We start from the raw sequence: 14,694 nt of genomic DNA, 5'->3' as shown, positions 1-14,694 counted from the left end.
AAAATTATCCGTTAATAGCAACTACTTCGTTAATTTGATCTGGTAACATATCTTTAAGCATAGTTTCAATACCGTTTTTTAAAGTAACAGTTGATGACGGGCATCCGCTGCAAGCACCTTGCAGTATTACACTTACTCTTTTTGTTTCCTTATCGTATGATTGAAACGCAATGTTTCCTCCATCTGAAGCTACAGCAGGTTTTATGTATTCATCTAAAATATCAACTATTTTAGCTTCTGTCTCTGTTAAATCTTCCTTTGGAATTTCAACATTTTGTTTTGTTTGTTGTTTAGGAAGCTCTTGTATAATTGTTTTTCCGTCTTGAATATAGGTTCTAATAAAAGAACGAATTTCTTGATGAACTTCATTCCATTCTATCATATCGTATTTTGTAATAGATATGTAGTTTTCAGAGATGAAAATTTCTTTAACAAATGAGAATCCAAATAATTCTGTTGCTAAAGGTGATGATTTACTAGCCTCTTCAATGTTTTTAAACTCAACATCTGTTTGCGTAAGTGCTTTGTTTGAACCAAACTTCATTACAGCTGGATTTGGCGTAACTTCAGCATACACTTCAACAGCATCTTTTTTAGTTGTTTCTTCTTGTACAAGGGTGTTACCTTCTTGTAAATAGTTTTCTATTTGTTGGCGAACTTCTTCTTCAACATCATCCCATTGAACAATATCAAAACGCTGAATAGCAATGAAGTTAGCAGTGATTAGTATTTTTTTTACAAAAGGAAGGTAAAAAAGTTGTTGTGCTAAAGGTGAGCTTTTAGCATCGTCTATATTATTAAACTCGTAACTACCGCCGTTTACTAAAATTGTGTTACTCACAAATTTAAGAATGGTTTCGTTATTAGTTTCTTGTAATGTTATTTTTAGTGTGCTCATAGGTTGTAAAATAAAGTGCAAAATTACGGTAAAAAAGTGAGATATGTATATATAAAACATCCTGCAAAAGCAGGATGTTTTATATATACATATTGTGATAAAATTATAGGCTAAAAGTAATGGTTCCTGAAATTCTACTCGTATTGTTATCTATGTTTAAATCACCAGAATTATATATGGTGTAATATTGCCTGTTTTCGTATTTACTGTATGATAAATCAAATTTCATGTTTCCGAAATTGTAACCTAAACCAGCTGAATATCCTTTAATATTATCTTTATTGGTATTGCCTCCTAAAAGTAAGTTTGGGTCCTTTTCATAATGATATCCACCTCGAATACTCATTTTATCGAAACGCCATTCTGTACCAATGTTTAAAGCGTGTGTATTTCGATAGTCATTTGAGAAGTTTGCGTTTTCTTGATTAAAATCACCATCATTAAATTTAATGTTTTTATAATCTTTATACGTATAATCAACACTAATTAAACCTTGTTTACCAAAAATATAAGCACCACTGGCAGTTAATCTTTCAGGAGATTTAAATTTATAGGCGTAAGAATCTGGACCAATAACATCAAAATCTTCATCAATATTTAAAGCATCAACTTCATTCATTATCAACTCATCATAATAGTCCTCAATAACTTCTTGATACCAAGTTGGTGTTTCATAAGCTAAACCAACTCTTATATTTTGATTTACTTTATAAATAAAACCTAAGCCAAGAGAAAATCCGCTTCCTTGAATATAAGTTTCGGTATAACTCTCTACATCTAAAATATTCCCGTCGGCATCGTCATTAACTTCATTAAAATAAGCTTCTCTGTAAAATTCTAAATCATGAAAGTTTAAAGAGGCTCCTACAAATAATTTGTTTTGGTGTACAGCAGAGAATCCTATATTAAATACACTTGCTTCGCCTTCTGTTTTGCTAGAGTTATATTGATCGATGCTTGCATCAAACTGTGTTTTTGCAGGTTTTGGGTCAGTAACATGTTCGTTGTAGAATAGGTGATTACTATTACCTTCAGCTGAATAAAATGCGTTAAAGTCTTTTTTAATTCTGTAATTAAAACTTAATGCAAAACGATTCCAATCTGTGTTATAAGCGGTATCAAAAGTTAAAATACCACCGGCTTGGCTAACATCAAAATAATTGTCTTGTGAGTTTGTGGTGTTACCGTAATACATAGACGAATATTCGGTATTTCTATTACTTAGAGTTACTGAAAACACACTTTTTTGTGCAACAGCAGCTCCCGCAGGGTTAACACTAAAAGCAGAAATATCGCCTCCCAGGGCACCAAATGCACCACTCATGCTCTCAAAGCGAGCTGTTCCGTAATTATCATCTTTAGAAAATAAAATACCTAAATCATTATAGTTTAATGATTGTGAAAAGGCACTATAAGCACTAGCGATTAGTATCGCGAAAATTAAAATTCGTTTCATGTGTTTTCGTTAATTAGCTTAAAACCTATTTAGAAAAATGGATTATATTTATCTTCTACTACCTCTAGAGCTTCTACTACTAGAAGAATTTCTTGAGCTTCTGCTAGAGCTACTTCTAGATGAAGAGCTACGTGAACTCCTAGATGGAGCAGAATAACTTCTTGAATTTTTGCTTTCTGAAGAATAGTTATTATTGCTTTTCGGTTGTTTTTTTTCGCTATTTCTATAATTAGAAGCGCTTCTTTTGTTTGACTCTCTAGATTTAGATGCTTCTCTAGAAGAAGAGCTGTTGTTTCTTGTGCTTCTACCTCTTGTTGAGCTGCTACGACTATTTCGATTTCCTCTTGTTCCTTTTACAGATCTGTTTCCGTTAGGATTATATCCTTTTGTGTATCTACTATTAGAATTCCCTCGTGTTGTATTTCCACCTCGTGTGCTTCTTCTTGATTTTATAGCTCTTGTAGAGCGTGTAGAATTAGTGTTACTTCTTCTGTAGGTTTTTGATGACCTTCTAGATGTAGAGTATTTTCGGTTGTTATTTTTATAACTTCTGCTATAACCGGTTGTTCCTCTTCTTGAGTTCGATGCAGTTCTATTTCCTCTATAATAATTTGCTCCTCTATAAGGTCTGTAATAAGGATTGTTTCTGTAATAACGATTATTGTAAAAGTTATTTCTGTAGTACGGATTGTAAAATCCGCCAAAACCAACGTAAAAACCTCGGTTACTAAATCTTCTGTAATTATAAGGATTCCAATAATTGTTATACCCCCAACCATAACCATAATCTCTTGGTCCCCACCAAGGATTGTTGAAGTTATTGTACCCATAAAAATTATCCCACTCATTATAATAACCCCATCTCGGTGAAGTGTTTATGTTTATTACAACATCACTGTTGTTATTATAACCCCAAGGTTCATTGTTGCTATAGTTAATGTTGTTTTCCTCTTCGTATATAATATCCTCGTCTTCATCATAGTTGCCATCATCAGAGGTATAGTTTTCTATGTCCGTAAAAATATCAGTTCCGTTTAAAGCACCTAAACGCTCAATTTCTTTTGTAAAATAGTTCTCTTCATACTCCTGATATTCATTTTCATCAGCAATAATAACCCTTCGTTGAGGTTCTTCTTGTTGATCATCAGCATAAATACCATCACCACTGCCAGCAACCGTTTGCATTGTTCCGCAAGAAACAAGTGTTACTGCCATTAATAATGATAGAATATAAATAGGTAGCTTGGTGTTGGTGTAATGTAACTTCATGGCTTATTTTTTTAGGTTATTAAAAACTAATTCGAAAACCGGATTGCAAAATATTATTTCTTTGTTGGGCTTGTAGCCTTTTTAATGTAGTTTTGCATAGACAATTTACGCATAAAAAATAACAATATTTATGCCAAACTTTTGATTATGGGCAAACATTTAACAAAAAGAGAAGAAGATTACTCTAAATGGTATAACGAATTAGTTGTAAAAGCTGATTTAGCTGAGAATTCAGCGGTAAGAGGATGTATGGTTATAAAACCTTACGGATATGCTATTTGGGAAAAAATGCAAGCAGAATTAGACAGAATGTTTAAAGAAACAGGGCATGAAAATGCTTATTTTCCGCTTTTTGTACCTAAAAGTTTGTTTGAAGCTGAAGAGAAGAATGCGGAAGGATTTGCAAAAGAGTGTGCTGTTGTAACACATTATCGTTTGCAAAGTGATCCTGATAAACCAGGAAAATTAAGAGTAGATCCTGAAGCTAAGTTAGAAGAAGAATTAGTGGTTCGCCCTACTTCTGAGGCTATTATATGGAATACCTATAAAGGTTGGATACAATCATACCGTGATTTACCTTTATTAATAAATCAATGGGCAAATGTAGTTCGTTGGGAAATGCGTACACGTTTGTTTTTACGTACAGCCGAATTTTTATGGCAAGAAGGGCATACCGCACATGCTACAAAAGCAGAGGCTATTTCTGAAGCAAAACAAATGCAAGAAGTGTATGCAACATTTGCTGAAGAGTTTATGGCAATGCCAGTAGTAAAAGGAGCTAAGTCTGAAAGTGAACGTTTTGCAGGTGCCGATGATACCTTAACTATTGAAGCATTAATGCAAGATGGAAAAGCATTACAAGCTGGAACATCTCACTTTTTAGGTCAGAATTTCGCAAAAGCTTTTGATGTTAAATACACCTCTAAAGAAGGTAAGAAAGAATATGTTTGGGCAACTTCTTGGGGAGTCTCAACACGTTTAATTGGTGGGTTAATTATGACGCATTCTGATGATGCAGGGTTAGTTTTACCTCCAAAATTAGCGCCAATTCAAGTTGTTATTGTACCTATATATAAAGGAGAAGAGCAATTAACTGCTATTTCAGAGAAAGTAGAAGTAATCGTTAAAGAATTGCGTAAAAAAGGAGTTTCTGTTAAGTTTGATGATAGAGATACTTATAGACCAGGAGCTAAATTTGCCGAATATGAACTAAAAGGTGTGCCGGTTAGAATTGCAATGGGTAACCGCGATTTAGAAAACGGTACTGTTGAAGTTGCACGTCGTGATACTTTCGAGAAACAAACGATTGCTATTGATGAAGTAGTAAATGTTGTTGCCAATCTATTAGAAGAGATTCAAGAAAGCTTATTTAAAAAAGCGTTAGATTATAGAGCAGCTCATACTACTGAGGTTACAACTTTTGATGAGTTTAAAGACGTAATAGAAAATAAAGGAGGTTTCGTATCGGCTCATTGGGACGGAACGACTGAAACTGAAGATAAGATTCAGGAATTAACAAAAGCAACCATTAGGTGTATTCCTAACGATGCTAAAGAGGAAGTAGGTAAATGTATATTTACAGGAAAGCCATCCTCTAAAAAAGTTCTTTTTGCGAAAGCATATTAATAAAAATAAAAACCCTGCAAGTGCAGGGTTTTTATTTGCCTTTATTTCTGGAAAATATCCGTTAAAAACTTTTAGTAGGTAATTATTACGGCTAAAAATAATCTTACCTTAAGTAATTATATATTGTTTAAATCTATTTATATAGCGGTAAGTCGATTTAATTGGTGGTTGTTTTGAAATAGACGCATTTTATTAAAGAATATTTTTTTTGGCTGCAATTAGTTTTTGCATTGAAATGGTGCTGAAAACTATTGTGTTAGGTTTTGTTTTTAAGATTATGTATTTTAATGTAAAATAAAAATAATTAAAAAAAACAAAAAAGCTTTGTATGAATAAAAAACTGTTACTATATTTGCACCCGCAATCAGGAAAACTGATTGTTTTGGTCCGTTCGTCTAGGGGTTAGGACGCATGGTTTTCATCCATGTAACACGGGTTCGATTCCCGTACGGACTACAAAGTTTTTTATAAACAATTAAGAATCTAGTATAATGGCAAATCACAAGTCAGCATTAAAAAGAATTAGAAGTAACGACGCAAAACGTTTAAGAAACAAATATCAGCATAAAACAACACGTAATGCTGTTAGGAGATTAAAAGCGTCTGAAGACAAGAAGGAAGCAGAAGGTATGTTTTCTACTGTAGTATCTATGTTAGATAAATTAGCTAAGAATAATATTATTCATAAGAATAAGGCATCTAACTTAAAATCTAAATTAGCTAAACACGTTGCATCTTTATAAGACAATTTAAAGCTACAAAATAAAAAACGCTTCGATATAATCGAAGCGTTTTTTTGTGCGCCTTTGTTTGAAGTAAATAAGATGTTTGACTTGTAGTGTAAATAACACCAAAAACGCTTTTAGAATGCGTGTATTAAGTTTTATACTTGTGTCTGGATGATGTTGTTAGCGATTGTTTTACCAATCGTATTTCTTGTGAGCATCTAATCTTATGAAAATAAATAGAAGTAGTGTAAAACCCCATAAAGAAGAGCCTCCGTAGCTGAAGAAAGGTAAAGGAATTCCGATAGTTGGCAGTAAGCCAATAACCATACCTATATTTACAATTAAGTGAAAGAATATGATAGAGGCTATACCATAGCCATAAATACGACCAAATTTATTAGTTTGCTTTTCCGATAAATATATAATACGATATAAAAGTAACATAAATAGTAGTATTACGACTGAACTCCCTAAGAAGCCCCATTCTTCACCAACAGTACTATATATATAATCTGTGTGTTGCTCAGGTACAAAATCTCCTTGCGTTCGATCTCCTTGTAAGAAACCTTTACCAAAGAAACCTCCAGAACTAATTGTTAATTCAGACTGATAAGAGTTATATCCAATACCTTTGGTATCCGTAACTTTTCCTAATAAAATATCAAATCTGTTTTTTTGATGTTGTTCTAGAATATTATCATAAGTGTATCCGATTCCAAAAACAAATACACTCGTAAAAAGATATAGAGCTACTACTTTAAAAGCGTTAAAACGAAGAAAACGTTTATCTCTATAAATAGCATATATGGTTACAAGAGTGATAAGGGCTAAACAAATAATGAGGATTAGTTTGGCTCCGAAATAAATAGTTAATATAAATAAAAGTATGGATGCGGCCCCAAATATTAAATATATTAAACTTAACCCTTCTCTATTTAAAACAAAAAAGAAAGCAAAGTAAATTAAAACAGAACCCATATCTGGCTGTAACGCAATAAAAAAAGCAGGTAAAAAGATTATAACAAATGTTTTTACTTGGTTTTTTATTAGTTTTAAGTTGTATTTACGATCACTCATTAGTTTCGCAAGCGCTAATGCAGTAAATGCTTTTGCAAACTCTGAAGGCTGTAAGCCAATACCACCGAAATTATACCAAGACGTAGCTCCGTTAATAGTTTTCCCAAAAATAAAAACTCCGGCTAGTAGTATTAAAGAGAAGATATATAAAACACTTGCAAATTGTTCGTAAAACTTCGAATTAAAGAAAAGTATAAGAATAATAACGGGAATAGTTAAGGATATGAAAATTAATTGTTTTCCGTACTTAGTAGAAAAATCGAAAACTTCTCTAGTTTCATCTGTCGATGAGGATGCGTAAATATTCATCCAGCCGAAACCAACAAGTATAATATAAATAAAAACTAGCAACCAATCGATGCCTTCAAATATGTTATTTCGTTCCTGACGCAAGAGTATCTTTCTTTTTAATTAATTTATCATATTCTTTTTGAAGACTCATGTTAATCATGCGGTCTTCAAGGCGCTTATTTGTAATTGAGCCTCTAAGGTATTTTTCAATGAGAAGGCTGGTTACTGGTCCGGCTATTGTTGAGCCGTATCCTCCATTTTCTACAAAAATAGCAATAGCTATTTTAGGGTTATCTTTAGGGGCAAAAGCAATAAAAATAGAATGATCTTGGGCTTGTACCTTTTCTCCATCAATCATTTTAATTTTATTTTCAGCAGTTCCTGTTTTTCCACAAATTTCAATCCCTTTTACTTGATACCACTTAGCGGTTCCGTATGTAAAAACTTCGTGCATTGCTTCGATAGCAATAGGAAAATGTTTAGGGTCTATAGTCGTATTTCTACGAGTAGAGTATGCAGAATCTGTAACTGTTTTATTATCAATCTTTTTTACAATATGTGGTGTATAAAAGTAACCTTTATTAGCAATTGCAGCAGTCATGTTTGCTAATTGCATAGGAGTTGCAAGTATTTCACCCTGACCAATTGAGTTTGAAATAGTATAGGTTGATTGCCATCTATTTTTATACCACTTGTTGTAAAAATCCGCATCGGGTACCATTCCTTTTCTTCCTGCAGGTAAATCATAGCCAAGATAATTTCCGAGGCCAAAACTTTCAACGTGTTTGTTCCAGTTTTCCATTCCTTCTTTAGGATCACCAGTTTTATCAATAATTTTCTTATAAGTTGTAGCAAAATAACTATTACATGATTTGGCAATAGCGGTTTTTAAACGAATTGGTCTGCCTGTAATACCACAGTGGCATCCCATGAACTCATTTTTACGTGCTCCGTATCTGTATCCATGGTAACAATACACACCAAAGTCTTTATCAATAACCTCTTCTTGTAAGCCAATTAATCCATTCAGAATTTTAAACGGAGAGCCAGGAGGGTACATAGCTTGCAATCCGCGATCAAAAGTTGGCATGTTTATGGTATCATTAAATAATTTTACTGAATTAGGAGACCTTTTTCTACCAACCAATAAATTAGGGTCGTAAGAAGGTGCTGTTATTAAAGCTAAAATCTCACCAGTTTTTGGTTCGATAGCTACAATACCACCTCTTTTTCCTTTCATTAATAATTCGCCGTATTGTTGTAATTCGCTATCAATAGTAAGTGTTAAATCTTTACCAGTAACAGCAAGTGTATCGAATTTACCATCTTTATAGGAACCGGTAATTTTATTTAAGTTGTTTCTTTTAAAACGCTTTTTACCTTTAACACCTCTAAGAACTCCTTCGTATTGTTTTTCTACCCCAAGTTTACCTATTAACTCTCCTTGTTCGTAATAATCATTTGCTCTTGCTTTTTTTTCGTTTACTTCAGCAATAAAGCCTAAAATATTGGCGCCAGTATCAATAGGATAATTTCTAATAATACGTTTTTGAATGTAAAAACCTTTGTATTTTGGTAGCTTTTCTTGTAAGTAAGCAAAATCTTCTTTCGCTAATTGTTTTAGAAACTTAGAAGGTAGCCAGCGTGCATATTTTTCTGCCTTGTTATATCTTTTTTTAAAGTCTTCTTTTGTTATTTTTAAAAGGGCGCAAAACTCTAGAGTATCTAATGGCTCCACATCTTTAGGAACTACCATTACATCATATGATAATTGATTTGCTACTAATAATTTATTATTACGATCGTATATATAGCCACGTTCGGGATAGTCATATTCAATTTTAACAGCAGAACTTTGTGTAGGATTTTGATCTGAACCACGAATAACTTGTAATTGAAACAATCGAACAATATAAATTAGTCCAATAAGTGTAATTAAAAATATAAGTAAGAAACTACGTTTCATTTATTATTAGTGGTTTTACTTGTTAAAAAGAAATAGTTTTTAGTTTAAGAAGGCTTAAGTTAGCTTTTTTCTAAATATAAAGCTACCTAAAAAATACAATACTAACGTAAATACGCTTGAATATATTGTATTGAGAACTACTTCTGATAAATTGTAAAAACTAAAATTAACTAAACTAAATAAAATGAAGTGGTGAATTAGTGTTAAAATTACGGTGAAGTTAAAAACTTTATCAAATGTTTCGAGCCTTAAGCTGAATAATAAATAATCAGGTTCGTGTTTTTTGAAAATTGTTCTGATAAAAAAAAGTCTTATGTAAGCGATACATAAAATAGAAAAAGCATGTATTCCACCTGAGTTAGAAAAAGCATCAATAGATAATCCTAAAATAAAAGCAAAAGTTAAAAAAGGGAATCTATTAGAGTTTAAAGGATATAAAAAAACAAAGGCAATGTATAGGTACGGATTTACATAACCCATAAACAAAACATTATTTAGCACTAGCACTTGTAGTAATAAAAGGAAAAAAAATAAAAAGATGATATAAATGGTTCTATTCATTTTCAATTTTTTTGATTTCTTCTTTATTAAGGCTTGTAATAATATAAATATGCCCTAAATTTGCCATGTCGTTAAATAACCTCACGTTAATAGTATTCGAAGCAGAAAGGTTTTTAGGAACTTCACTAATGGTACCAACAAGAATTCCTTTAGGGAAAATAGTAGATTTACCACCTGTAATAATGGTATCACCTATTTTAAAAACTGCCTGACGTGGTATATCTGTTATTTGAACACTGTTGTAATCTAATCCATCCCACTTTAGCGTACCATAATAATTGTTATTTTTAAACCCAACATTAATTCTGCTATTAGAATTTAAAATTGATTGTACTCTTGAAAATTTAGTTCCTACATTATCTATAATGCCAATAATTCCTTTACTATTTATAACAGCCATTTCTGAACTAACATCATGTGTAGAACCTCTGTTTATGGTAATAAAATTATTCGGTTTACTGTAGGAGTTATTTGTGACTTTCCCGTTAATGTATAAGAAGTTTCGGTTGCTATCTATCGTTTTATTAATAGTATCATTAGTAACAGAAAGTTGATCTAATTTATTTTTAAGATGCGTATTTTCTTCAGATAATTCCTTATTTCTACTTTTTAAACTAAGGTATTCTGATAATTCTGATGATTTTTGATAAACACCACCAGTAATAAAATTAGTAGAACTAATAAATTTACTTTTATGAAAAGAATGGTTGTTAATGATTAATGCAACAGCAATAATTTCTAGAAATAGAAAAAACAAGAAGTTTTTATACTTCTGAAAGAAATAGATAAGCTGTTGCATATATAATAATCATTCAATATTTATTTGATCAATACAGACTTGTACTTTTCAAGGTTTTTTAAAGCAATACCAGTTCCTCTTACAACTGCACGAAGCGGATCTTCCGCAATATATACAGGTAAATCTGTTTTTCGAGATAAACGTTTATCTAAGCCTCTAAGCATAGAACCACCACCAGCTAAATAAATACCAGTATTGTAAATATCAGCAGCTAATTCGGGCGGAGTTTTAGATAATGTTTCCATTACAGCATCTTCAATACGTAATATCGATTTGTCTAATGCTTTTGCAATTTCTCTATAAGATACTTGTACTTGTTTTGGTTTACCGCTTAATAAATCACGTCCTTGTACCATCATATCTTCTGGCGGACTGTCTAAATCTTCAGTAGCAGAACCTATTTGTATTTTTATTTTCTCAGCAGTAGTTTCTCCAACATGTAAATTGTGTTGTGTACGCATGTAATACATAATATCACTTGTAAATAAATCACCTGCAACTTTTACAGATTGATCACATACAATACCAGCAAGCGCTATTACAGCAATTTCTGTAGTACCACCACCTATATCTATAATCATGTTTCCTTTCGGCTCCATAATATCAATACCAACACCAATTGCAGCAGCCATTGGTTCGAAAATTAAATAAATTTCTTTTGCATTCATATGGCGACCAGAATCAATAACTGCTCGTTTTTCTACTTCAGTAATTCCTGAAGGAATACAAATAACCATTCGTAATGAAGGTGGGAAAAATTTCTTTTTAATTGCTGGAATCTGCTTTACAAATTCTTTAATCATTTCTTCAGATGCCTGAAAATCTGCAATTACTCCATCTTTTAACGGACGGATAGTTTTTATATTTTCATGAGTTTTTCCTTGCATTCTGCTCGCTTCATGACCTGTAGCAATAATTTTACCAGTCAATCGGTTGCGTGCAACGATGGACGGATTGTCGATAACAACTTTACCATTGTGAATGATAAGCGTGTTTGCAGTACCTAAATCGACTGCAATATCTTCTGTCATAAAATCGAAAAATCCCATATAAACTCCTTTGTTTTACCTGTTTCTAATGTATTCTCACAAATCTAATAAAAATCTGCGGGTATTTTACATTCAATGTTATTTAATGTTTAAAATGTCTTGTACCTGTAAAAACCATAGAAACGTTGTTGTTATTACAATAATCTATACTTAATTGATCTTTAATAGAGCCTCCTGGTTGAATTACACTTTGTATCCCTGCGTTATTTGCAATCTCTACACAATCAGGAAAAGGAAAAAATGCATCACTTGCCATAACCGCTCCTGTTAAATCAAAATTAAAACTAGTTGCTTTGTCAATTGCTTGTTTTAAAGCATCAACTCTACTTGTTTGTCCTGTTCCACCAGCTAGTAGTTGTTTGTTTTTTACTAAAATAATCGTATTCGATTTTGTGTTTTTACACAACTTTGAAGCAAATAGCAAATCATCTAACTCACTTTCTGATGGTTTCGTATTTGTAGGATACGATAAATCTTCTAATTTATCAGTAATATTATCTTTGTCTTGTATTAAAACTCCGTTTAACGCTGTTCTAACAGTTTGGGTAGGTAATGTTACTTCTTTCTGAACTAGTAAAACTCTGTTTTTCTTTCCTTTTAAAACTTCTAGAGCATCTGCATCGTATGAAGGAGCAATTACTACCTCACAAAATAATTTATGAATTTCTTCGGCAGTAGTTTTATCTATTTTGGTATTTGATATTAAAACGCCTCCAAAAGCAGAAGTAGGATCACCTGCTAAGGCATCTACATAAGCTTGGTGAATTGTTTTTCTTTGTGCGAAACCACAAGCATTATTGTGTTTTAAAATAGCAAAAGTTGGTGCTTCACCCGAAAACTCGTTCATTAAGTTAACAGCGGCATCAACATCTAAAAGATTGTTATAGCTTAATTCTTTACCATGTAATTTATCGAACATAGCCTCTAAGTCACCAAAGAAATATCCTTTTTGATGTGGGTTTTCTCCATATCTTAAGGTCTTAGATGTGGTTTCACTTGCTTTATATACAACTTCATCTTCATTAAAATAATTAAAGATAGCAGTATCGTAGTGAGAAGAAATGTTAAAAGCTTTAGCAGCTAATTTTTTTCTATCACTAATAGTTGTATTTCCGTTACTTGCTGTAATAAGGTTTAAAAAATCGCTGTATTGCTCCATTGAAGAAACAAGCACAGTGTCTTTAAAGTTTTTTGCAGCTGCGCGTATTAATGAAATACCTCCGATATCAATTTTTTCAATAATATCTTGTTCTGGAGCGCCTGAAGCTACAGTTTTTTCAAAAGGATATAAATCTACAATAACTAAGTCTAATTGAGGGATATTATACTCTTGCATTTCAGCAACATCACCTTCATGATCCTGGCGGTTTAAAATACCTCCAAATACTTTAGGGTGTAATGTTTTTACGCGACCCCCTAAAATTGAAGGATAAGAAGTTACTTCTTCTACAGGTACTACGTTAATTCCTAAATCTTTTATAAATTTCTCAGTTCCTCCGGTAGAGTATATAGTAACACCTAAATCATTAAGTTTTTTTACTATAGGGGCTAATCCGTCTTTATGAAATACCGAAATTAGGGCAGATTTAATAGTTTTTGTATTGTTCATTGTTGTTGTGTTGTTAAGTGAACAAAGCTACTAAAACAGTAAAGGTTATACAATAATTATTTGTGCTTATTGTAAAACGAAAACACCACCAAAACTCTAAGAGATTTGGTGGTGTTTTTTACAAAAAAATAAAAGTATTATTCAGCGTTTTCTAAGAAATCGTGAAACCATGCTGTAATTTTTTCAAAAAAAGATTGTTGTGTTTTTGTACGAGCATTAGGGGTACCTAACGCAGCATAAGAGGGATATTCTTTGGTATTCATAATTAAGGGGATTATGTGGGGATTAATAAGAGTACAAACTTAAGTATAAAAAACCTAACAATCAAACGTTTACGTTAAATTCATATAAAAGAAGCCACTTTTTTACAAACATACTCTAATAATTCTTCGTCATTAGCTGTAAAAGGGTTAACAGTATGAGAGTCAATATCTATCTGACCAATGTTCTCGTTATTAACAAAAATTGGGATTACAATTTCAGATTTTACTTTCCAACCACAAGAAATATAATTATCCTGATCTTGAACATCTTGTACAATAAAATTTTCATTACTTACTGCAACCTGTCCGCATATTCCTTTTCCAAAAGGAATAATAGTATGGTCGGTAGGTTCGCCATTAAATTCAGCTAATTTTAACTCCTCCTTATCTCCATTTCTAAAGTAAAAACCTACCCAATCGTAATATGAAATTTCAGCAGCTAAGTAATCGCAAATTTGCTGTAATTTCACTCCCTTAACAGCATTGCTTTCAGTTATCTGATCTATATTATTTTTTAATTCTTGTAAATTCATTTTTGATGCGTTTTATAGTCTTATTCGTAATTCGAGCTAAGAGCTTACAAAAATAGATTTAACAATTGTTTAAAAAAAACAAATTTTTAATTTTTCGTATCTTTGCATTCAATGAAACAAGTAATTACTAAAATATCAATCATAACATTAGCCTTATTAGTGTTGTTTTCTACCTTTTCTTTTACGGTAGCTAAACATTACTGTGGCGATTTTTTAGTTGATATTTCTTATGTAGGAGAAACAGGTAGTTGTAATGAAGGCGAGAAAGACGATTGCGCAACCGTAATTAAAAAGAAATGCTGTAAAGACGAAGTGCATCAGATAGATGGACAGGATAAAATACAAAAAACATCTTCAAAAAAAATAAGCTTTCAGCAAGTTAAATTGTTTGTAGCTTTTTATAGTTTCTATAATCTATTATTTGAAAACGATGATAATCAGCCCGATTTTTATCAATATTATTATCAACCTGATTTAGTTTTTGATTTTCAGGTACTTCACGAAGTGTATATAATATGATTTTACAATTCTTTTAAGTAAATAAGAAGTGTAAAATTTAATATGATATA

14 protein-coding genes and 1 tRNA gene are annotated in these 14,694 nt (G+C 31.9%); 4 read left to right on the top strand and 11 right to left on the bottom strand.

The window, feature by feature from the left end:
* Positions 1-4 precede the first annotated feature (4 nt).
* The 3 genes from AC28QF_RS05630 to AC28QF_RS05620 all read right to left on the bottom strand — a co-directional run bounded on the left by AC28QF_RS05630 (position 5) and on the right by AC28QF_RS05620 (position 3,623).
* Positions 5-898 (bottom strand): NifU family protein, encoded by an 894-nt coding sequence (locus AC28QF_RS05630; RefSeq protein ID WP_488201177.1) that lies wholly within the window; start codon positions 896-898, stop codon positions 5-7.
* Between the two features lie 103 nt (positions 899-1,001).
* Positions 1,002-2,354, bottom strand: coding sequence for an OmpP1/FadL family transporter (locus tag AC28QF_RS05625; protein WP_488201178.1), 1,353 nt, complete (start codon positions 2,352-2,354; stop codon positions 1,002-1,004).
* 48 nt (positions 2,355-2,402) lie between these two features.
* Entirely contained in the window at positions 2,403-3,623 is a 1,221-nt protein-coding gene (locus AC28QF_RS05620; RefSeq protein ID WP_488201179.1) for a hypothetical protein, read from the bottom strand.
* Between the two features lie 147 nt (positions 3,624-3,770).
* Here AC28QF_RS05620 and proS point away from each other — a divergent pair, with 147 nt between their 5' ends.
* The 3 genes from proS to rpsT all read left to right on the top strand — a co-directional run bounded on the left by proS (position 3,771) and on the right by rpsT (position 5,992).
* On the top strand, positions 3,771-5,249 hold the full coding sequence (gene proS, locus AC28QF_RS05615; RefSeq protein ID WP_488201180.1) for a proline--tRNA ligase: 1,479 nt from the start codon (positions 3,771-3,773) through the stop codon (positions 5,247-5,249).
* A gap of 384 nt (positions 5,250-5,633) precedes the next feature.
* Positions 5,634-5,705: transfer RNA gene (locus AC28QF_RS05610), tRNA-Glu, on the top strand.
* Positions 5,706-5,740: 35 nt separating this feature from the next.
* Positions 5,741-5,992, top strand: coding sequence for a 30S ribosomal protein S20 (gene rpsT / locus AC28QF_RS05605; protein WP_488201181.1), 252 nt, complete (start codon positions 5,741-5,743; stop codon positions 5,990-5,992).
* Positions 5,993-6,169: 177 nt separating this feature from the next.
* On the opposite strand, the gene rodA is transcribed toward rpsT, so the two are convergent.
* The 8 genes from rodA to AC28QF_RS05565 all read right to left on the bottom strand — a co-directional run bounded on the left by rodA (position 6,170) and on the right by AC28QF_RS05565 (position 14,125).
* Positions 6,170-7,447 (bottom strand): rod shape-determining protein RodA, encoded by a 1,278-nt coding sequence (gene rodA, locus AC28QF_RS05600; protein ID WP_488201182.1) that lies wholly within the window; start codon positions 7,445-7,447, stop codon positions 6,170-6,172.
* Entirely contained in the window at positions 7,428-9,311 is a 1,884-nt protein-coding gene (gene mrdA, locus AC28QF_RS05595) for a penicillin-binding protein 2 (RefSeq protein WP_488201183.1), read from the bottom strand. The genes rodA and mrdA overlap by 20 nt, the downstream gene beginning before the upstream one ends.
* A 54-nt stretch (positions 9,312-9,365) precedes the next feature.
* On the bottom strand, positions 9,366-9,872 hold the full coding sequence (gene mreD / locus AC28QF_RS05590) for a rod shape-determining protein MreD (protein ID WP_488201184.1): 507 nt from the start codon (positions 9,870-9,872) through the stop codon (positions 9,366-9,368).
* Positions 9,865-10,671 (bottom strand): rod shape-determining protein MreC, encoded by an 807-nt coding sequence (gene mreC, locus AC28QF_RS05585; protein WP_488201185.1) that lies wholly within the window; start codon positions 10,669-10,671, stop codon positions 9,865-9,867. Before mreC ends, mreD begins: the two co-directional genes overlap by 8 nt.
* A 20-nt stretch (positions 10,672-10,691) precedes the next feature.
* Positions 10,692-11,720 carry a rod shape-determining protein gene (locus AC28QF_RS05580; protein WP_488201186.1) on the bottom strand — a complete coding sequence of 343 codons (1,029 nt, stop codon included), beginning with the start codon at positions 11,718-11,720 and terminating at the stop codon, positions 10,692-10,694.
* An 82-nt stretch (positions 11,721-11,802) separates the two neighbouring features.
* Positions 11,803-13,329, bottom strand: coding sequence for a bifunctional phosphoribosylaminoimidazolecarboxamide formyltransferase/IMP cyclohydrolase (gene purH, locus AC28QF_RS05575; RefSeq protein ID WP_488201187.1), 1,527 nt, complete (start codon positions 13,327-13,329; stop codon positions 11,803-11,805).
* Positions 13,330-13,466: 137 nt separating this feature from the next.
* A complete protein-coding gene (locus tag AC28QF_RS05570) occupies positions 13,467-13,592 on the bottom strand; it encodes a hypothetical protein (RefSeq protein ID WP_488201188.1) in 126 nt (41 codons plus the stop codon).
* 80 nt (positions 13,593-13,672) lie between these two features.
* The gene (locus tag AC28QF_RS05565; RefSeq protein ID WP_488201189.1) at positions 13,673-14,125 is read right to left on the bottom strand and encodes a GAF domain-containing protein; all 453 of its coding nucleotides are present in this window, start codon (positions 14,123-14,125) and stop codon (positions 13,673-13,675) included.
* Positions 14,126-14,236: 111 nt separating this feature from the next.
* Here AC28QF_RS05565 and AC28QF_RS05560 point away from each other — a divergent pair, with 111 nt between their 5' ends.
* Entirely contained in the window at positions 14,237-14,644 is a 408-nt protein-coding gene (locus AC28QF_RS05560) for an HYC_CC_PP family protein (RefSeq protein WP_488201190.1), read from the top strand.
* Positions 14,645-14,694 lie beyond the last annotated feature (50 nt).

Source organism: Tenacibaculum sp. M1.3A (genome assembly GCF_057732375.1).
Note: the sequence above shows the minus strand (reverse complement) of the source record. Positions and strands in the feature narration are given on the sequence as shown.